This is a genomic window from Alicyclobacillus sp. TC, assembly GCF_016804365.1.
GTDB classification, from domain to species: Bacteria; Bacillota; Bacilli; order Alicyclobacillales; family Alicyclobacillaceae; genus Alicyclobacillus_I; species Alicyclobacillus_I tolerans.
On record NZ_CP044434.1, the window covers coordinates 2,007,533 to 2,029,277 of the forward strand.

16 protein-coding genes and 2 pseudogenes are annotated in these 21,745 nt (G+C 44.3%); 2 read left to right on the forward strand and 16 right to left on the reverse strand.

The features are described from left to right. The first annotated feature begins 30 nt into the window (after window positions 1–30). Window positions 31–696: a LutC/YkgG family protein gene (locus FY534_RS09990; RefSeq protein WP_203114460.1), complete on the forward strand. Its 666-nt coding sequence runs from the start codon at window positions 31–33 to the stop codon at window positions 694–696. 30 nt (window positions 697–726) lie between these two features. Here FY534_RS09990 and FY534_RS09995 read toward each other — a convergent pair whose 3' ends face one another. From FY534_RS09995 to FY534_RS10025, 7 genes and pseudogenes are all read right to left on the reverse strand, one after another. Then, complete coding sequence (locus FY534_RS09995; protein WP_072873430.1) at window positions 727–1,485, reverse strand: DeoR/GlpR family DNA-binding transcription regulator; 759 nt, start codon at window positions 1,483–1,485, stop codon at window positions 727–729. A gap of 50 nt (window positions 1,486–1,535) precedes the next feature. Further along, window positions 1,536–2,756: an L-rhamnose isomerase gene (rhaI, locus tag FY534_RS10000; protein WP_203114461.1), complete on the reverse strand. Its 1,221-nt coding sequence runs from the start codon at window positions 2,754–2,756 to the stop codon at window positions 1,536–1,538. A gap of 35 nt (window positions 2,757–2,791) precedes the next feature. After that, window positions 2,792–4,838, reverse strand: a pseudogene (locus FY534_RS10005) (bifunctional aldolase/short-chain dehydrogenase). Between the two features lie 16 nt (window positions 4,839–4,854). Continuing rightward, window positions 4,855–6,359: pseudogene (locus tag FY534_RS10010) on the reverse strand (rhamnulokinase family protein). A gap of 189 nt (window positions 6,360–6,548) precedes the next feature. After that, window positions 6,549–6,860 (reverse strand): L-rhamnose mutarotase, encoded by a 312-nt coding sequence (locus FY534_RS10015; protein WP_072873434.1) that lies wholly within the window; start codon window positions 6,858–6,860, stop codon window positions 6,549–6,551. Between the two features lie 73 nt (window positions 6,861–6,933). Beyond that, window positions 6,934–7,569, reverse strand: coding sequence for an MFS transporter (locus FY534_RS10020; protein ID WP_203114463.1), 636 nt, complete (start codon window positions 7,567–7,569; stop codon window positions 6,934–6,936). Then, on the reverse strand, window positions 7,566–8,273 hold the full coding sequence (locus FY534_RS10025; RefSeq protein ID WP_203114464.1) for an MFS transporter: 708 nt from the start codon (window positions 8,271–8,273) through the stop codon (window positions 7,566–7,568). The genes FY534_RS10020 and FY534_RS10025 overlap by 4 nt, the downstream gene beginning before the upstream one ends. A gap of 234 nt (window positions 8,274–8,507) precedes the next feature. On the opposite strand from FY534_RS10025, the gene FY534_RS10030 reads away from it, so the two are divergent. Then, window positions 8,508–10,019 carry an L-fucose/L-arabinose isomerase family protein gene (locus FY534_RS10030; RefSeq protein ID WP_238413499.1) on the forward strand — a complete coding sequence of 504 codons (1,512 nt, stop codon included), beginning with the start codon at window positions 8,508–8,510 and terminating at the stop codon, window positions 10,017–10,019. Window positions 10,020–10,070: 51 nt separating this feature from the next. Here FY534_RS10030 and hpnE read toward each other — a convergent pair whose 3' ends face one another. From hpnE to FY534_RS10075, 9 genes are all read right to left on the reverse strand, one after another. Continuing rightward, window positions 10,071–11,441, reverse strand: a complete 1,371-nt coding sequence (gene hpnE / locus FY534_RS10035) for a hydroxysqualene dehydroxylase HpnE (protein WP_203114465.1) — start codon at window positions 11,439–11,441, stop codon at window positions 10,071–10,073. Then, entirely contained in the window at window positions 11,420–12,277 is an 858-nt protein-coding gene (locus FY534_RS10040; RefSeq protein ID WP_203114466.1) for a phytoene/squalene synthase family protein, read from the reverse strand. Before FY534_RS10040 ends, hpnE begins: the two co-directional genes overlap by 22 nt. Beyond that, window positions 12,274–13,146: a squalene synthase HpnC gene (gene hpnC, locus FY534_RS10045; RefSeq protein ID WP_203114467.1), complete on the reverse strand. Its 873-nt coding sequence runs from the start codon at window positions 13,144–13,146 to the stop codon at window positions 12,274–12,276. Before hpnC ends, FY534_RS10040 begins: the two co-directional genes overlap by 4 nt. 12 nt (window positions 13,147–13,158) lie before the next feature. Beyond that, a complete protein-coding gene (gene shc, locus FY534_RS10050) occupies window positions 13,159–15,054 on the reverse strand; it encodes a squalene--hopene cyclase (RefSeq protein ID WP_203114468.1) in 1,896 nt (631 codons plus the stop codon). Next, the gene (gene hpnA / locus FY534_RS10055) at window positions 15,051–16,064 is read right to left on the reverse strand and encodes a hopanoid-associated sugar epimerase (RefSeq protein WP_072873440.1); all 1,014 of its coding nucleotides are present in this window, start codon (window positions 16,062–16,064) and stop codon (window positions 15,051–15,053) included. The genes shc and hpnA overlap by 4 nt, the downstream gene beginning before the upstream one ends. Continuing rightward, window positions 16,049–16,642, reverse strand: coding sequence for a phosphorylase family protein (locus FY534_RS10060; protein ID WP_072873441.1), 594 nt, complete (start codon window positions 16,640–16,642; stop codon window positions 16,049–16,051). Before FY534_RS10060 ends, hpnA begins: the two co-directional genes overlap by 16 nt. Window positions 16,643–16,695: 53 nt before the next feature. Then, entirely contained in the window at window positions 16,696–17,703 is a 1,008-nt protein-coding gene (gene hpnH, locus FY534_RS10065) for an adenosyl-hopene transferase HpnH (RefSeq protein WP_072873442.1), read from the reverse strand. Between the two features lie 114 nt (window positions 17,704–17,817). Continuing rightward, entirely contained in the window at window positions 17,818–18,906 is a 1,089-nt protein-coding gene (gene fni, locus FY534_RS10070) for a type 2 isopentenyl-diphosphate Delta-isomerase (RefSeq protein ID WP_203114469.1), read from the reverse strand. 111 nt (window positions 18,907–19,017) lie between these two features. Continuing rightward, the gene (locus FY534_RS10075) at window positions 19,018–21,414 is read right to left on the reverse strand and encodes an MFS transporter (protein ID WP_203114470.1); all 2,397 of its coding nucleotides are present in this window, start codon (window positions 21,412–21,414) and stop codon (window positions 19,018–19,020) included. Between the last annotated feature and the right edge of the window lie 331 nt (window positions 21,415–21,745).

The window sequence follows — 21,745 nt, forward strand, 5'->3', positions numbered from 1 at the left end:
ACGATCTCAATAAACGAAAGGAAGGTAAGCTTGGACAAAAATCATTTTCTTGAGAATATAGCCCAACGACTGGGCCGCTCGCTCGGACAACCGCCGCATATTCGCAAAGAAATGGCGGGAGTCCCAGAATTTTGGGCAGAGCGTTCCTTAACGCCTAGAGAATGTTTAGAGAAATGGATAGAAAATTTCACATCGCAAGGCGGCGAAGCTAAACGATTCGATTCCAAACAAGATTTAACCGAAAGTTTAGATTGTCTACTTACAGAACTATCTGTACAAAGTGTGGGAGCCTGGGGAAAAACGGCAGCTTGGCCTATTGATATCGAAAATATATTAGATAAATGGAAAGCCTTGCGTTGGGATGAGACTTGGCCCGAAAAATTTTCTCATGTTCAGGTTGGCATTACGGGATGTTTCTGGGCAATTGCTGATACTGGGACTTTGGTCATGAAAAGCGGGAAAGCAGAAGGTCGTGGCACTCATCTGATGCCCCAAGTGCATATTGTTATACTCCGTAGTCGACAAATTTGTTTGCGTCTTGGAGAAGTATTCTCAGCATTGCAACAGGAAGCCATGCTACCTGCCGCTGTGCATTTTATCAGTGGACCAAGCCGTTCTTCGGATATTGAAAACGATTTAAGTATTGGTGTACATGGACCAGCAAGAGTTATTGCATTTATTTTACAAGAAGATTAAAAAGCTGCCCTTCTATACAGGCAGCCCTGACTAGACTTGAAATACTTCAACACCAAACTTGCGAATGTCTTCTATCTGTTCTTCACGAACTTGTAAATCTGTAATCAGTACATCTACTTCATCAAGACTAGCAATACTTGTGAAATCGCGCACTTGAATTTTACTGTGATCGGCAAGAATATAAACACGCTCGGCAATTTCAATCATTTTGCGCTTAACCAATGCTTGCAAAGCATTGGATTCGCTGATGCCATAATGAGAATGCAGTCCTTTACAGGATAGAAATGCCTTCCCCACATGAAATTGATCGAGTGCTTCTTCTGCCATAGGGCCTACATAAGACAACGAACTGGTTCGCAAAATGCCACCCGTTGAAATGACTTCTATTTTATCACGCTGACTCAGTTCGAAAGCGACTTTCAAAGAATTGGTAAGAACGGTAAGTTGAATATCAGGCAAAGCGGCAGCCAAATGCCAAGCTGTGGTACTGGCATCCAGTATAATTCGATCTCCAGGAAAAATGTGTCGTACAGCTTCTCTCGCGATGGCCTGTTTTTCTGCTACATGAGCAATTTCACGTTCCAGATATGGTATTTCGCTCTGTTCTTCGTATATGCGAACCGCGCCGCCATGACTGCGGCGCAATTTCCCATCCATCTCTAAACTGTCCAAGTCTCGTCGGACCGTTTCCTCAGTGACTTCAAATATTTGACTCAACTCTTTGACACGAACGCTGCCTCTTGTGTTCACCAATTGCACAATTGCCCTCTGTCTTTCAGCAGGCAACATAGGATGACATCCTTCCTTACTCAAACGCAGGCTTTGCCAGGGTCATGGATTTACCAACTTGCCCCGCCAACACCACGCTCAAGAATCTGCTTAGGATAACCACTTGCCTCATAAGCTTGCAACGGATCGACAGGAACACCCATTTCTTCACGAACAACACGAAGCAAGGGCGACACATCGAACTCAAACGCTTCTCGCACAGCATTTTCTGCACCAAGTACATCATTTTCCAATTGTGCCTGGCGTACTTTGACAAAATCAATACAAAGTGCCTTGGCATATTGTGTTTGTACATTCATGACAGACCGAATCATAGCTGGTATTTTAGGCTCAATTACATGACTCTGATCGATCATATAGGCAATATTCTCTGCTGTTTCCCGAACCCCTGCGTCAACATCTTGTTCAGCATCAAGAATCTGATAAAATATCAAAAACAATTCATATGGATTCATGGTTCCAACAATTAAGTCATCATCTGCATATTTACGACTGTTAAAATGAAATCCGCCCAGCTTCTGCTCATCCAGCAAGTAGGAAACAATATGTTCTACATTCGTTCCCTGTGCATGATGGCCTGTATCCACTAATACTTGTGCCTGTTGACCAAGCTGATTGGCCAGGTGAAATGCCATACCCCAATCTGCCAAGTCTGTATGATAGAAGGCCGGTTCAAAAAACTTATACTCAATGAATAAGCGCATTTGAGGTAAAAGCGATGAGTATAATTCCGCTAAAGACTCATAGAGCCAATGTTTGCGCTGACGCAAATTGGCTTGACCAGGATAATTTGTACCGTCTGCTAACCACAAACTTATGTTATCTGACTGAACTTCTTTTGCGACTTGAACACATTCGAGAAGATGGGCGAGCGCTTTTTTACGCACAATCGGATCAACATTACAGACACTGCCAAGCATATAGTCATTGTCTTGAAACAAATTCGGATTGACTGCACCAATACGTAGACCCTCATGATGGGCATGTTCGGCCAACTGGCCATAATCCTCCACTTTATCCCATGGTATATGGATGGCAACTGACGGGCAAACACCCGTCAGTCGATGCACCATGGCGGCATCGTCGATTTTTTCAAACGCATTACGCGGAATCCCAGCTTTTTGGAATACTTTAAATCGAGTCCCTGAATCTCCATACCCCCAAGAAGGCGTCTCTATTGCAAGTTTTTTGATTTTCTCCTTTACCTTATCTATACGAATACCTCGATTGGTTTGTATTTCTTCAAACAAATAATAGGCTTTATCACTCACCTGCTTCATCCTTTCCCATATAGTCTGATCTCTTTTTAACGTGTAAATGCAGCCGCAACACCACCATCTACTGTCAAACTGCAACCAGTCGTTTTTGCAGATTTTTCAGAGGCAAAGAAGAGTATGGCCTCGGCAATGTCATCGGGAAATACATTGACTTTCAGCAAAGTGCGCCGGCGATAATAATCTTCCAGTTGGTTCGGTTCGATACCGTAAGTACGAGCTCGTTCCTCACGCCACTGCGAGTTCCAAATGGCAGAACCCTGCAATACAGCATCCGGCATGACTGAGTTCACTCGAATCCCATAGGGACCACCTTCAACAGCCAGACAGCGCGCAAGGTGGGATTCCATGGCTTTAGCTGCACTGTATGCTGCTGCATTAGCACCAGCGTATACCGCATTTTTCGATGTAATAAAGACCATGTTGCCGCCAATTCCCTGTTCTTGCATGACAGTGAATGCCGCACGTGCAGCAAGAAAGTAGCCCGTACCTAGCACAGCCACATTCTTATTCCACTCAGCCAGACTGGTTTCACTGATAGGAGCAGAACTTGCTAAACCTGCATTAGAAACCAGTAAATCGATGCCTCCATACTCTAAGATGGCCTGTTCCATAGCTTGTTGTACTTTTTCCTCTTGTGTGACATCGAGTGCTACAGCCGTAGCAACACCCTCACCATGTGTTTCCACAAGTTCGGCAGCTAATTTTTGCGCATTCTCAAAAGCGAGATCGGCCACTACAACATGACCCCCGCTTGAACAAAGCGACGGCATGTAGAACTGCCAATCCCCCCGCTCCACCAGTGACAAACGCAACTTTACGAGCCATATCAAGCTCTGGCGGAGCCAAAGACAACTTGTACAGTTCAAGCGGCCAATACTCTACGTTAAAAGATTCTTTCTCATTCAGAGAGACAAATTCTCCTAGTGTCGTTGCTCCTTTCATGACAGCAACGGCTCGATGATAGAGTGCTAAAGCAATACTAGACATTTTTTTGTTTTTTCCAGTTCCAATTGCACCAATACCTGGGATTAAAATGACTCGCGGATAAGGATCATGCATTGTATCGCCAAAGTTTTTGTTTTTTTCAAAATAGACTTGATAGTTTTCTTTATAATCAGCAAGACCAGCTTTTAATTTTTGAATCAAATGCTCAACGTTTTCACACTGTGGATTCCAGTCTATAAACAAAGGTACTCTTTTCGTATGCACGAGATGATCTGGACAAGCTGCTCCTACCTGCGATAAAGCGGGTCCAACATGACTGCCTACAAACTCCAAAAAATCTGGAGAGTCATCAAAAGTAAGGATCATACGCTGATATTCTGAGACAATGCCACGAATGACAGGCAATATTTTTACAGCTATTTGCATACGTTCTTCTGCAGCGAGTGGCGTATAGCGTTGACCACCAAATACCTTTTCTGGATGGATACGCTTTGCAATATAATCTCTAACTTCCTGAATGACGCTCAGAGTATGTTGATAACAAATTTCAGAAGTTTCACCCCAAGTAATCAAACCGTGTTTTTCCATAAGGACCAATTCGCAAGAAGGATTAGCCTGCACAGCCAAAGCAATTTTCTTGGATAGTTCAAATCCTGGTCGAATATAGGGTACCCATACCATCCGTTCGCCAAAGATTTGCTCCGCTATCACTCTGCCATGATCAGTGCAGCAAAGCGAAATGATACTATCTGGATGGGTATGATCGATATGAGTAAATGGCAGAAAGGCATGTAGCAGAGTTTCGATGGAAGAACGAGGATGACGACTATCCATCATGCAGTGAGAAAGATAATCTACCATTTCCTCATCGGTCATGTTTTCTCTGTCCATTAGCGGCAAAATATCTTCCAAACGCAATGCAGTAAAATTTTGATCTGTCGCTTCAGCCAGATCTGAACCGCTACCTTTGACCCATAAAACATCCACCAGCTTACCGCGAAAGTCTATTTCTTTACTTTTCATCGAGGTGTTTCCACCTCCCCAGTTGCAAACGCTACGATCGGCACCCAACTGATTGGAACGCTCTACGAGTTGCGCTAAAGTGTGCTTTTTGGCTTCTGTTATTTGCATATCACTATCCCCTTTTCTATGAACAAATATTTTGTCGAGCACGATTTGACAGGCGTTTCCCTGTACTTTCGAGATATAATTTGTATGCTTCTCCCCATCTTTTTTCCAATAAAGGCTCATAGAGTTTTGTGATTACAGACCTTTTGACAAGTTCTTGCAACTCTGAACTGTTACGAAGTTCATCTTGCGCTAGTAATTGCATACCTAGATTACCTATTGCGCTCGCTTCTATAGGTCCTGCTATAACAGGTCGACCCGTTGCGTCAGCAGTAAATTGACAAAGTAATTCGTTTTGTGCTCCACCCCCACAATATGGATGACTTGAATTCTTCTTTGTAAAATTTCTTCGAGTTGGTCGAGTACATAACGATATTGAAAAGCTAAATTTTCTAAAATGCCGCGCACCAGCGTACCTAAATCAACAGGTGGGTTTTGACTATTCTCTCGACAAATTTCATAGATCCTTGAAGGTATATCTCCAGGAGGAAGCAATCGAGTGTCCTCAGTATCAAAGTAAAAAGCGAATGGTTCCCCATTTTGGGCCAAGCGGAGCATATCTGGGATACTACAAATATTTCCACGTTTTTGTTCGGATAATTCTGTTTGCTGGAGCAACCAAAGTCCCATAATATTTTTTAAGAGTCGATAGTTTTGATAACCACCTTCATTGGTAAAATTCATTTCGGCGGTCCGTTCATTGATGATCGGCTCTGATACAAGCGTGCCAAATAGAGACCAAGTACCAGAGCTAATATAGGCAAATGATTCGCTTTGTACAGGAATACCAAGAACTGCTGAAGCGGTGTCATGGGAAGCAACATGAATCACTGAAGCTGCTGCAACCCGGCTATCCTGAAGTAAATCGAGATCGGACAAATGACCAAGCGAAGTTCCAGGGGACACTATCTTTCCTAAATAGTGTGAAGGCAAGTCAAGTTGCTGTAATAGATCCATATCCCAATGCTTCGTACCTGCGCAAAGTAATTGTGTTGTAGTCGCATTGGTAAATTCCGTCCATTTTTGACCAGTCAGAAAATAATTTAATAAATCAGGAATCAGCAACAAATGAGTAGCTCGAGATAAACGTTCAGGGCTCTCAACCTGTTCGGCCATTAACTGATAGAGCGTGTTAATAGGCATACGTTGAATGCCTGTTCTTGCAAATAATTGATTGCGATGAATTCGTTCTTCGACTCGTTCCATCATACCTAGAGTGCGACTATCCCTATAATGACGAGGCAGGTTCATCAATAAACCATCTTTATCTAACAACCCATAATCTACAGCCCAGGTGTCGATACCCACACTCTTCACACTCTTGCTTTCTGCAGCCAAGCGACGAAGACCGTCTTTGATTTCTGCATAGAGACGGTAGATATCCCAATACATTCTGCCATGAACAGTAACTGGTTGATTGGAAAAACGATATAACTCGCACACTTGTAATTGATTACCATCAAAACTCCCTCTTATTACTCGGCCACTAGATGCGCCAATATCGATAGCAGCAGAATGAAACAACAGTGCCCCTCCTTCCTCTTATTTTTGTTTATGTTGTTTTATATTTTTTTATTTGATAAATATGGCCATATTTTTTTTGAAATGTCAATTCTCTTCAAGTAAAACATGATTAGAGAAGATATCTCCCACACAACCAACTCAAAGATTGTGTGGGAGTTTTTACTACATTACATATAGAAGATATCCAATTTAAAACTTACAATGGAATACTTCTGACAAAATATGAACTGTCTTCCCTTCCATATCAGCAATCAGGATATCTTCCATATACTTCTGCCAACGTATGTTAGCAGGATGTCTTTCAATGGCTTGCATCGATTGTTCAATATCCTCGGCTTCCAGATAAGCAAACAATGTTGTTCCATCCATAAATATGCTATATGTTTGAATTCCGTTTTCTTGAAAAGCTTCAATTAATTCCGGATAAACTACTTGATGGCGGCGCTTATATTCTTCCTCAGCACCGGGGCGAATTTGCAATTTGAAACCCAAACGAGCCAAACCAAACTCTCCTTTCTATCACACCAACAGAACTATGTCCTGAAGAATAGATGAGATCAAAACGACTGATTAGTTACTGAGTTATCTCTTCTAGCGATTTTCCTCCAGTCTTGGGGCCAAACAATCCACCCACAATGAAATTGTAGGCAAACATCAATGCCATAAGCAGTGCTACCGCCTTGAAACCGCCTAATGCTCCCAGAATCAACGGTGTAAAAAGACTCCATAAACCAAGTATGACACGCATAGCTCCCCAGAGAACTCCCTGTGAAGTATTGCGAATTTCCGTAGGGAAAAGTTCAACCGACCATACACGTTGCAATGGCCACAAACCAATACCTTGCCCAAAACCAAAAATTACAACATTAGCAAGTGCAACTACAGGATTAGAAATAGGAGCAAAAAGCGGTATAACAAAGGCCAAACCACAGCAAAAAGCACTGATAGCATAGAGAACACGTCGATTCACGCGATCATTTAACGGCATAAAAACAAATACGACACTGAGAATGGCAAGACCAAAATAAAGAATCTCCATTAAATCACTTGTTACTGTGCTTGAAGCACCAACCGTTTTGAAAATGTAAGGAAAAAAGAAGCCGTAAGTTCCAGCTGGTATTCCCCAAAGTACATAAATCGGCATGATAAAAAACAATTTGCGCAAATTTTTCCCTCTCAATAAATCGCGCAAACCGTAATGCTTACTCACAATCGTCGAGTTAACGTCAATATGCCCCCAATGGCATGTTCCATTTTTTCTATTTCTTCGCTTTTACCATGAGCTGCTGACCAACGTGGTGACTCAACTAATGAACGGCGAAGGATATACGTAATAAAAGCAGCTATAAACAAAGCAACGAACAAAAGACGCATACCAAAAATTCCAAGAGGATTAAAAGCAAGTGCTAAAAGCAGAATAACAATCGGTCCAATGTACCAAAATATATTGGTCATTCCCATAAGCTTTCCCCTACTTCTCTTGGGTGCATACTCCGCAATCAATGACCAGGATGTAGGCACATCAGCACCAACTGCAAAACCAAGCACCATATATCCAGTAATCAACATAGGAGCGTTAGCGGCAAAAATAATAATGAGCGCTCCTAACATGTAAAGCAGCAAATCAACATTATAAATAAACTTTCGTCCAAACTTATCCCCGAGAAAACCAGCAACCAGCGCACCAACAGCTGTAGAAATGCCATTTGAACTAAATGCAGAGATAATACCAACAATCGATGTACTCATGTGAAAGGCATGAATCCAAGTCAAAAGCGCAGTTCCACCTGCCACAATGGAACCTGCATCCAGAAAATCCCCCATCCCTGACAAAACTGTCCATTTCCAATGTGATCGCGATAATGGCACATCGTCTATGGCGACCATAGCCGATTGTGTAGCCAGCTGTGTCATATTTTTTCCTCCTCTTTTATTGATTTCTGGACTTTTCATGAAAGTTTTCTCCCTTCCATACGCTACATTCGGAAGGATAACCATCTTGCAAGGGCTTTCATGTTTGAATTGTATGTTAATTCGCCCATACTGTCTACTGTTTATTTGATATTATTTATATTATATTTTTGTTATTCTTTTTTTATGTTGTTTTCAGAAGATTGTCGACGCTATTCAATTAGGAGGCGAACTGTATTGGCAAACCATTTTCAAAAAAAATCCATAAAAAAAGTTAGAATTGGCTTATATTCCATCGGACTCCAAACATACTGGAAGCAATTTGATGGTCTCAAAGAACGTTTGCTTGGTTATGGACAATTTATTGAACAAAAAATGAGTAGTTACGGGGAAGTACACAACTACGGCATGGTTGACACTGAAGAAGAAGGAAGAAGAGCTGGTGAATGGTTTAACCAGAAAAATGTGGATTTAATCTTCTGTCACTCCGCTACCTATGCAACGAGCACAACAATCTTACCTATCCATCAAATTTGCAAAAAACCTGTTATCGTATTAAACCTGCAGCCCACTGATCAACTTCAATATGAAAATACGACAACTGGAGAATGGTTAGCTAACTGTGGAGCTTGTCCTGTACCAGAAATCTCTAACGCTTTTCACCGCGCTAAAATCCCGTTTCGGGTAGTCAATGGATTACTTGGTTTAGAAGAAACTTCTGCCATCTCTATGTCTAATGAAGTAACCTGCAATCACTCGCAAGCTAAACGTGCTTGGCTTCAAATTGAAGAATGGTTACAAGCCGCTTCAGTCTTACGCACGCTTCAACATTCCCGTTTTGGTTTTTTAGGTAACACATATAGTGGCATGCTTGACATGTACAGTGATTTTACTCTTCTGCAAAGCAAGTTTGGCATACACATAGAAATTCTTGAAATGTGTGATTTGCACCGCTTACTGCAAACGGTTACTGAAAACGAAGTAGCCAGGAAACTAGAAGAAACATTAGAAATGTTTACAATTCCTGATGATTCGCCGTCTGATCCAATTGCCAGAAAACCCACTATGGAACAGTTGAACTGGGCATGCAGAGTTGCAGCAGCAGAAGAAAAATTGGTGGATGAGTACCATTTGGACGCCTTATCCTATTACTACCACGGGTCACCAGAAAATACTTATGAAAAAATTCAAAGTGGTTCCATCTTAGGTCATTCTTTGTTAACAGCACGAGGCATTCCTTGTGCGGGTGAAGGAGATTTGAAAACTGCGATTGCCATGAAAATTTGCGATATTCTTGGTATTGGGGGAAGCTTCTCGGAAATTGTTGTTGTAGATTATGTAAATGAAACCATTTTGCTTGGACATGATGGACCATTTCATATAGCCATATCAGATGGAAAACCTATATTGCGAGGTATGGGACTATACCACGGTAAGCAGGGATCAGGAATTTCAGTTGAAGCAAAAGTAAAAACCGGACCTATTACTACTCTCAATGTAACCCAAACCCATAACGGAGATATCAAAATGATTATGGGTGAAGGTGAGTCAATAAACGGCCCCATTATGAAAATTGGTAATACACAAACTCCTATTCGTTTTCGATCACATCCAGACATATATATGGAAAAATGGTTTAAAGAATCCCCTACCCATCACTGTGCTTTAGCTATTGGTCACCATTCTTCTGTATTACAGAAAACGTCGGAACTGCTTGGATGTCAATATATTATTTTAGATAAGGAATAGGAATGGTTAAAAAATCGATAAAATGTACATCTGGAAATAAATTTTTCAATTTTAAATTCCATTTTCTTCAAAAAAAGATTGAGAAACTGCTCGTGCAGCAGATTCACCACTTCGGACGGCACCCTCAAGGCAAGCTGGCCAACCTGTGTCTGTCCAATCACCGGCGAGCCATAAACCTTTCACAGGTGTCTGACTTGAGCGACGAAACGCTCCTGTTCCAACAGACTGCAGAAAGGTTGCCTGGGGCTGCCAAACAACTTTTGCCGAGATTAAAGTGGCGTCTCTTGCCTCAGGCACTGCTGAACAAAGCTCATGTATGACCATTTCTATTAAATTGTCAGCAGTTACTTGTCGTAAATGGTCAGCTGCACTAATGGATACTCCAATGAGTTTTCCATCTTCCTCTGCTATTCCTAACAACCGTCCTCGATTAAATAGAAATTGGCAGACGCCTTCAGCAAAAGCTATCACATCTCCCTTGATAATGGGACGATTAAAATGTAAATAAACGTTAACGATTGGACTCCAGGATAGTTGGTGAAGTTCATGAAAATATGAAATTGAACGTATATTTTCTGGTAATACACGCAACAATGCGTCAGGTGGTAGAGCAGCAATGATATCATCAGCCTGTTGATGGCTGCCATCCTTAAATTTGACACCCTCAACTATGTCATTCCGTACAATGAGTGATTGAACCGGGCAGTTTAAACGAATAGTCACATCTCGTTTACGTAAAGCACAGACTGCCTGTCTGCCAATATCGCCAAGTGGTACCTGAAAAAAACCGAGCCTTGCAGCCTTCCATCCATTAATAATGCCAGTTTGAAAAGCGCGTATCGCCTGCCGAGCACTCGCATGCTCTGCTCTAGTATTGAGAACCGACACACCAACCAGATCCCATAGCCGATGGATGGACCGTTCACTTTGACCATGCATCCGTAACCATTCAAAAAATGAAATGTCTTCCATTTCGTTCGGATTTTCTTCTAGAGCACGTATCATATTGATCATTTGCAAACGTTCACGAAAGGAAAGATGGCGATAGTTGGTGAGAGTAGGCAGCAAATGAAAAATACCAGGCAATGAAAGACTAGAAATGGTAGACCAGCGTCCCTGACAGTAAACAGGTACGCGCAACAAGGGTTGGAATCGAACGGCTTCTGGCATACCCATGGCCGCAAGGAATTCTAAGAAACGGTTACAACAACCTAGCAAGATGTGCTGTCCATTGTCAAGATGATGTAGACCATTTGAATCAATGAATGAAAACGCCCGTCCACCTGCGTAAGGCCTGCTGTCTACCAATGTAATGGAGACATCTTGGTCTACGGTTTCGCTGAGTTGCCAAGCAGCTGCCAACCCAGAAAAGCCTGCTCCAATAATGAGGATATGGCGGTTTATACCATTTTGGGTCGCCATAACGTTTCTCCTACCAACCATAATTTACGTGGCGTTGAAATGCGAATTCTACGCGCTAACACATTATAGCCATCTTCCTCAATTCGTTTCAGCAAATTAAAATAGACCATATACAAAACACGCATACAACGCAGGGAATCAGGTTCAACCATAGAGAAAAGAGGACGTACACGATGATAAAATTGGTATGCTCGCGAAACCTGAAAAGACATCAATTCAATAAACGCTGGTGTATGACGCAATGCTTTAAGATCTCCCATCGAGTACCCAAACCGTTCAAAGTCTTCCTGGGGAAGATAGATACGACCACGTTCCACATCTTCTTTCAGATCGCGTAGGATATTGGTAAGTTGCAATGCAATACCCATATCAACAGCCATTTCTGAAGCGTCTCCTTCACGAATTCCAAAAATTCCGATGCACATCTCGCCAATCGTTCCAGCCACTCGTTTGAGATATTCTTTTAATTCATCAAACGTTCTATATATTTGTGGTTGAATGTCCATTCGCATGCCTTCCAGCAATCCATAAAAAGGTGCGATAGGTAAATGAAATCGACGAATTGAATCTCCAAGCGCATAGACGATAGCATCTGTTTGCTGTTCATAATCGTCTGCAAGCGCGCGTTCCAATACCTCTTGAATACGATTTAACTGGCTCATCGCTTCTTCACCGCTAAATTCATCAACGGCATCGTCACACAATCGGCTCCAAGCATAAACAGCGTACATGGAACGACGTTTGACAACCGGTAGCAATTGAAGACCATAGTAAAAACTGGTGCCTGACTGACGAGCAATGCTTTTGCATACAGAATAGGCTTCATCCAGCGTCAATGGGATTCACCTCCAATGTGCCGAGGACTAATGAACAGTTTCACAATAAGCATCGCCTTCGCCAGCGCACTGACAGTAGGTCTGGGAAAAGGGTTGCCACCTCTGCGACGCAAAGCTTCCAAGATGGCCTGTCCCCCGAGCCGATAAAGACGCAATTGCTTTCCAAGTCGAGTCGGAACCATATGTTCAAGTGGCTGCCCAGAGCGAAAAAACTGTTCGGTTCTCTGTATTTCAAAATCCATCAAGCAAGAAATTTGACGATTAAAATGCCCCGCTTGTAAATCAGTCAGGTCAACGTCAAACTGCCGCAAATCTTCAAGCGGAATATACAGTCTGCCACGTGGAATATCAACACTGAGATCCTGAAGAAAATTAGCCAATTGAAGAGCTGTACAAATATCATCAGAAAGCTTCTGACGTCTGTCATCTCGATAACCAAAAAGTTGCAATACCAGACGTCCTACAGGATTAGCCGAACAAGCACAGTAAGCGGCCAGATCCGAAAAAGTTTCATAGCTGGAGATACTTTGATCCATGCGATTGGCTTCAATCAACGCCAGAAAATCACGCTTTTCAAGATGATAGGTTTGAATGCTTATCTGCAAAGCGCGAAAAATTGGATGGGTTGGCCTTCCATTGTAGCAAAGATCGAGCTGTTGCTCCCATTGATCCAGCGCCTCCAGCCTATTCCCCGTCCATTCATCACCGAGATCGTCCACACCTCTACAGTAAGCATAGAGAGCACAGAAATGGGGTCGCAAATCTTTAGGAATGAACCAGGAAATGACTGAAAAATTTTCGTAATGTTGTGCAGTCACATCTGCGCAATAAGCAAATTCCTTTTCCAATCCTGCTGTCAACGCCTGCATGGTGCACAACTCCTAACGCTTTTCTAACGCCTGCTTGTAACGGCCAAGTGCAATGAGCGGAAAAACATGCGCATACAGCCGGTAACCAATGAAAAAATCTTGTGGGAAACCGGTACCTGTGTATAATGTCTCATCCCATCCGCCATCTGATCTCTGTGTATTTCGAAGATAAGCTACAGCCCGCGTTGCTGCTGGAGTATTAGCCCGCCCTCCTGCCACAAGCCCGATGAGCGCCCAAGCTGTCTGTGATGGCGTACTTTTGCCGCGTCCAATCCAGGCCGGATCTGCATAAGAGAGACAGGACTCTCCCCAACCGCCATCTTCATTCTGATGCCCTGTCAACCAATCCAGTGCCCTTTGTACCCATGGTTCTTTCATATTCACTCCAACAGACGCTAACGCGGGCAATACAGCGCCTGTACCATAGATGTAATTGACACCCCAACGCCCAAACCAGGAACCATCTGTCTGTTGCGTCCGTTTTAAATAGTCTACGCCTCGTCGAACGACATGCCAAGCTTCATCGTAACCGAACATGCCGTAGCACTCCAGGACATGCGCAGTCACATCTTCTGAAGGCGGATCGGTTACAGCGCCAAAATCGCAAAACGGTATACGACAAGGCAAACTCGTTATATTATCAGCGTCAAACGCTGCCCAACCGCCATTTTTGCTTTGCATAGCAGTCATCCACTGAAAACCGGCCGTGAGGGACTTTTTGCGGCGTTCCTCATCCGGCAGACGAAGCTTACTCAGCGCCATCAAAATAACAGCCGTATCGTCCAAATCGGGATAGCAATCATTCATAAACTCGAAGGCCCAACCGCCTCCCTGCGCTTTGGGGCGTCGTATTTTCCAATCCCCATGCACGAAAATTTGTTGCTGAAGCAGCCAATTTCCAGCCTTTAGCAGAGATGGATGATTGCTGGGTAGTCCAGCAGATGTCAGCGCCAGTACGGACAATCCTGTATCCCAGGTTGGGGAAATACAGGCATGAAACCACCAGCGACCATCATCCGTTTCCACCCCAAAAGTCTCCAAAGCCTCCCAACCTTTGCGAAACGCTTCACTCTTCTCCATACCAACAACTTTTAAAGCCAGTAAAGAATAAAACCATGCTGGTTGAATTCCCGCCCAGTTTCCATCCCGTTCTTGATGACGGAGAATCCAGTCGATGGCTTTTTGTTCAGCCGCCTTTCGACCTATATGAAAAGGAAACCTTTGATAAAGGTGCAATAACTCATCGATTCCACGAAAAAATCTTTCCCATCCGTCCTCCCCTCTCAATGGAGGTGATGGTTGTTCCCTGACAAACAATTCATCAATAGAAAGCCCGTTCTCCAATGGAAAGACAGGGCGTCGTGACATGACAATCGAAAGCGGGACCATTGTGGAACGAGCCCAACTGGCAAAATCGTATATATTTAATGGTGCCCAACGCGGAAGAAACATCATTTCTACGGGCACAACAGGAATGGATTTCCAAGGATACAACCCAAGCAAAGCTAACCACATACGTGTAAAAACTCTTGTACACTCTACGCCACCGTGATTTTGAATAAAATTACGTGCCTTGGCAAGGGGTTCATGTTGCTCCTGCATACCCAACATTTTTAAAGCGAGATAAGCTTCCACTGTACAATTCAAATCCCCTGGTCCACCAGGAAATAACGTCCAAGCCCCTTCCTCTGTCTGACCAGCCAGGATATGACGAACCAGTTTTTGTTCCCGATCGCGATTGCACCGTCCCATACAGTGTAATAAAAATACATATTCAGCTTCCATCGTCACGTTGGTTTCAAGCCACGCCATCCAGTATCCTTCTGCATGTTGCAGATGGAGTAAATAACGACTGGCGGCCTGTATCACTTCTTCGGCAAGCAGCGAATCTGACAGTTGAACGCTCAAAGGTTCATCATCCTTTCCGGAATATCCTGTAATACTTCGCTACGGAACCATTCCACTGCATTTTTCAGTGCTATATCAATCGATGTCTGCGGCAACCCCAATTCTCGAACAGCTTTTTGCGCGGTAAAATACATTGGACGTCTGGCGAGTTGTACGCCAGCAAGCGGCACACGCGGCGTGTGTCCCGACAAAGCTGATAGGACAAACTCATCCATGACTGCCGCCGTCCATGCCACCCATAACGGAATGCGCAAGCGCGGAGCAGCGCAACCAGCAATTCGAGCGATACGCCCAACGAGATCGCCAAATGTTAGATTTTCATTGCCCAGTATGTAACGTTCTCCCGTCTTACCTCGTTTCCAGGCTAAGAGATGCCCTTCTGCAACATCCTCCACAGCCACCAGATTCAGACCTGTTTCCACATAAGCTGGCATTTTCCCAGTCATGGTATCAAGGACGATGCGGCCCGTCGGAGTCGGCTTGATATCCCCCGGACCGACAGGAGTGGAAGGATTGACAATGACTATATCCATTCCTTCTCTGCAAGCATCGAGCACTAATTCCTCAGCTAATATTTTAGAACGCTTGTAATCGCTCTTTACTTCCCGGGGATTCGCAAACAACGTTTCATCGGCCGCTCTGCCATCTTCCATAAGTCCCACTGTAGCTGTGCTGCTTGTATAAACGATGCGTTCAATCTTCGTTTTACGTGTTGCTTCAAGCAGACGACGCGTTGCTTCCACATTCACAGCCATCATTTTGTCACGATCGCGTCGATATAATGAATAGTGGGCTGCCACATGAAAAAGAACATCGCAAGTTCTCATTGCTTCACTAAAGCTATCAACATCTGTCAAATCTCCATAAACCTTATCCATTCCGAGTCTCTCCAGACGTTGGGTGGATGTGCCGGGGCGAACCAAAGCGCGCACTTCATGACCATCTCGAAGCAGAAGGCGGGCAACATGATAACCTATGAATCCTGATGCGCCAGTTACGAAAGCCCGCATATCCATTGCCTCCCAACATTGGCGAGATTTTTTTGTGCCATCCAAACACGCAAAGGCAACTTAACAGCGTGTCGCCAAGAAAAAGGCTGGCGCCAGTCGGGCAAATAATCTTCCGCAGTATCAAGCACTGAACGGATAGCCAAAAAAGGTACACCGACATCAGAAGCGGCTAGCGCCCAACTGTAACTTTCTTGATCCACCCAATGTGCTGTATATGCTTCCTGTAAACTGCGTTTGCTGATGGGAGTCGCTGCAACTCGTCGTACAGAAAGCATGCGTCCACTGGTTTCATAGGATTTATGGAGACCTGCCTTCAACAACACACTTCCTTCATCAGATACAAATTCTAAAGGAATTGCGATATCTCCCGGTCTATACTCTCCATCCAGCGCCCCACAGACACCAACCCCAACAATCCAATCCGGCTGATGATGAGTCATCAATGACTTTATTTGATAAAGGGCGGCTTTAGGGCCGATTCCTGTCACAGCAAACTGCACCTGCAAATGTTTGGGCCACTCCATACGACGAAACGGGGCAATTTCAAACGGCATGGCGGCCAAAAGCAAAACACGCATCTTTTCCCCTGCTCTCTTGCCATAATGATGATTCACTTTGCCAAGAAAGCACGTTAAGAGGCAAACATCCAACGCATCATGCGCCACATGTCGACAGGTGACATTTTTTCGACGGCAGACGCTTCATAGCCACTATGCATCATGCAACTCGCACAACGCGGATTTTTTCCATATCCATAATCATCCCAATTTGTTTTTTGCATAAGTTCTTCAAACGTATCGTAGTGTCCGTCCGTCAGTAGGTAGCAAGGCCCTTTCCAGCCTTTAGGATTGCGGTTGGGCATACTCCATGGTGTACAACGCAAATCACGTTTTCCCTGAAGAAAATCAAGAAACATGGGTGTATTGTAATAACGCACTTTAGGACCCGCCAGACGAACAATCTCACTAACCATGGCTATTACTTCTCGGCGGTGCAAAAAGATTTCCGAATTTGCCCCATTGACTTCTTCATAAGTAAATGCGGGAGAGAGCAGACAATTATCCACACCCATTTCCGTAAGCTGTTGGAGTAAAGTGGCAATTTCCTGAGGATTGACTCCCTTGTAAAGCGTGGTATTTGTAGTCACCCGAAATCCTCGACGTTTGGATTCCTCTATACCTTTCATAACAATGTCAAAAACACCTTTGCGCTCCACCATGCGATCGTGATGCTCGCGTGGTCCGTCTAAATGAAAAACGAAGGTGAATCTTGGATGAGGTTCGATTTTGTCCAGAATTCGATGCAGTAAAATGCCGTTGGTGCAAAGCATTGTCAATTTACCACGCGCCAGCATTCCTTTTACAATATCTACAATTTCAGGATGTACCAAAGGTTCCCCACCAGCAATTGAAACTCCAGGCGCACCACATTCGTCAATCGCATCAAAACAGTCCTGAGCTGTGAGTCTCATCTTTAGAATCTCTTCGCTTTGGCGAATTTTTCCACACCCTGTACAAGTAAGATTGCACAACTCAGTAGGTTCAAGCATGAGGACCATTGGATAGCGTTTGCGCCCACGCAGTTTCTGGCGCATGACATACTTAGCCATATCTATAGTCAGGCTGAGCGGCTGACCCATTCCCCATCCCTCCGTAAATCGTTTGTAGGCGAATTGTCGAAAGAGAAAGCAGCAGTAGGTCTACAACCGAAATGTATGTAGATGCACTCCAAGTATCACCATTTATTGAAAGATTTATGGTTGTCCACGTCTCCCCAGTCGCCTCACCCATTTGTCCAGTCCACGTATGGATAACCACTCTCGAACGCGCCCTCCTATCACGATGGGCCGTTGGCGCAATGCATGCCAATTTTTACTGCCTGTCATGACAAGAAGAGCATGCAAAGTCCAATGCAATTCCTCTATATAAGCATCAAGCGCTTTCTCACCCTCAGGTTGACTGAGAAGTCGCAAAAAAGGCCCAGCAATACCTACTGCTGAAGCTCCTAAAGAAATGGATTTGGCGATATCATGACCGTTTCTAATTCCTCCTGAAGCCACAACATCAATTTTGCCGCCAACTGCGCCAAGAACTTCACACAACGTAACAGGTGTAGGTAATCCCCATTGTTGCCACTGATCACTCAATAAATGATTCCTGCGCCATGCCTCTACAGCGATAAAATTGGTTCCTCCGCGCCCACCTACATCAATAGCTGAAACTCCCGTAGCAACAAAACGCTCCGCTTGCTCGGAAGCTATACCTTGCCCCACCTCTTTAGCAATGACCGGGACACCCACACTCTGCACCGTTTGATGAAGACGCACTAACGCACCGTGAAAATTGCGATCTCCCTCTGGCATAAATAATTCTTGCGCTACATTCCAATGTACCTGAAGCAATTGTGCGCCAATCAGTTGAACAGCCCGTTTGGCAACATCTGGGTCAGTGTTCATACCTACATTGGCAATAACGACCCCATCCGGATTCTCTTCACGGACAACTGTGTAAGTACGCGCCCACCTATCGTTACTCAGACCTGCCGTTTCTGACCCTACAGCCATAGCCAGCCCGTGACGACGCGCAGCAGCCGCTAATTTTTTATTAATTTCATAAGCTTCTTCGGTACCGCCTGTCATAGCGTTAATCAGAATGGGTGAAGGTAGGCGAATGCCACAGAGATGCGTTTCCAATGCTACATCTTCCCAAGCCAATTCAGGGGCGCAATTGGATAACAGGGATATATCTTCAAACCACGAACTACCCCCTGTGTCTCCCAATTGTTTGACTGCCTCAAGATGTTCTGCTTTACGTCTGCTACGAATATCCGAATGGACAAGCAAATGCTATTCACCTCCTCGCAGTAGCAAGCAGAGTGCAGTCAACAGTCTGCGATCAGCACTACAACTCGCAACGTTGTTTGGCAAATTGTCATGAATTGTCCAAGATTGATTTCAGTTTACGTCAACGTGAGTTTTTTTGTCAAACCTCTCCAATTGTCGATGAGCTGTTACGGTCTCTTCCCATTGGTTAATTAAATAACTGTATAAATCTTTCACATGCGAAAATCGTTTGTCTTTCCATGGAGTTGCTACCTGATAGCGACTCTCCCAAGATAATGTGGTGGCTTTGACATCCACATGACTTTCAACCTGTTCTAACCACTGCAATTTGACAAGTCTACGAAAAACACGTGTGAGTATTTTCTCCCGATCTCGTTGCAATTTGAAAGCTAGATGGACCCCTGACGGCAAATGGGCAAGTTCAGCTATAGCCTGTTTGACAACTTCTTGCTCTGTACCTTTACCACCAAGAACAGCCAATGCGTGAGCTATCGTATGACTGGCATTGATAGGGCGAATGGCAGCCAATGCGGTTGTCAGGTCTACAGTATGGGTATATGAAACAAGTGAAGCATCAATGCCAAGCCTCCCTGGACAAAGAGGGTCGTAAGCGACCGCTGATAAAAAAACAGCATCCGCCTTATCTCGCAAAGGTTCGAGCACAAAGCGAAACAGTCCAATAAGCCCATCTGGCGTTAATCGTCCTTCTGGTGTCACAAATACTTTTCGTTTCTGTTCAAGCAAACGACAGACAGACGATATCTGCTCATTGATTCGATCTCTTACTTTTGATCGTAGTTGTTGTCGAATCGGTTCCTGAATCGCACGCAAAGAAACCGGTTGATTGGCAAGATGAAGCCAACGAGGTTGATAGAGATGAGAGAGGTAAAGACCTTTTGCGCCAACTTGATGCAAAAATGTATGTTCAAACACTTCTTCGAGTGGAAGATTTCCCTGCATCCTGCGAATTTCCGATGCCCAACTGTAGAAGGGTCGCGTGCGTGGAGTATCTTCAATTGGACGAATGCCAATGAGACGCAAGATGGGTCCGGCATTGAAACTACGCATCCACACTTTTAACCAGCGGGGACTTCGCACAGCCAAGAAGCCCGACTCAAAAAGCCTTTGCGATGCCACCGTATAAATGGGATAGCGCCAGTTTCCACGCAAATAGAGTCGCGGCGGAATAAAAGCACCATCGAGATCGTGCACATGATTGGACACAATGAGCAAAGCACCCTGCTTGGGCAGATGACCCGTGAGACGGACTCGACAACGCAGAGTTACAACAAGACATAAAACAGAAGCTACTGTAAGGCTGAGTATAACGGTTAACCAACTATCCTCCTGAATCCCTCCTGCAAACCAAACAACCACTGCACCTGCAAGTATGGTCAAGCCAGCCAGCCAAAAGAGATAGAAATAAGAATGAGCGAGCGGCACTGGTCGATGGAGCATAAAACCTCCTACTGCTGGCGCAATGACTGTTGGAAGTGTTGCGGCAATTCCCCAAACCCCCAATTGTCGGGCAATATTTTCTAAACTTGGCATGGTATCCAGAGCCAACGCCCAGTCAACGGATAAAAAGGCCCCATATCCAGCACCATAAAGTACCGCAAAAGCAAGCATCCAAGCGACAGAAGATGTATATGCGAAAGCGATAGTCGCTACTGCCATAGGAAGAGTAGCGACAGCTACAATATGGGCGCGATGAAGACGATCGGAAAGTGAACCGACAACGAATGATGAGAGTGCAGCGCCAACAAGGGCCAACAGGGAAAGCTCGGCTGTACTAGCTGTAGGACGAGGTGTGTGCAACACATCCTGGAAGTAGTAAAGAACATAGGTCATCAACAAAGTTTGCCCAAACATAACCAAAAACCGGGCTATGAAGACCCAATAAAAAGCTGTGGGTTTTTGTCTGGGACGAACATTGAAGAGCATGGCTGACGATGGAGATTCATGAATTCCGAAAAAAGTATAGAGAGCGCCAACGATAGTCACCAAAATCATGACCACATACGCTGCAAAGATTGGGAGAAAGCCTGTTAGAGCCAAACCGAGGGCATTGCCAAGCAATGTCGCTACGCCTATATATCCTGATGCCTTTCCCCACTCTGCTGGTCTGACAAGTTCTGGCATGATAGCCTGAAAAGATGCCCCCGCAGCACTTAACCCAAGAATTGCAACTAAAAAGCTGCAAGCAAATACCCAAACATGAAGTGTAGAACCTCCAACTGCTAACCCTAAAACATTGGCAGCCGACCCAAGGACAATCATCTGACGCCGCTGACCACCTTTTGCACGAACGCGATCGGACAAAGCCCCTATCAACGGCAAAGTTACCATTGCTATGAAATCACCTAGCGTGATGAGTTGCGACAAAAAAACGATATGTCCAGCATGGGTCAACCGTGCTACGGTAGCGGGAATCACAATGGTTAGAAGAGCGGCTTGTTGAAAACTCAGCGTAAACCAAAAGGCAGCAAGGGAGATGTGCTTCTTCACATCCTCACTCCTCTCATTGGCAAACTGCTGAAAGACGAATGACAAATATGTATAGACCGTTATAAGTATTCCTTACTCTATTCTTGATTCTCCATTCCCACTTTTTAAACACCATTTGCGACGATTATAGCGAATTGAATATGATAAACATAAATCTCTCAGACAAAGTCTATTTCATCAAAAACAATTACAAAAAGCAGAGAAATATCCCTCTTTTCGGTCTCCGACTCATCTTATCCATGTTGATTTTATTGCATCAAATATGCCTGACACCCGCAATAAAGGCATAAGTTTCTAACTGGAGACAGAGTAAATGGGAGGCGCGCTTCAA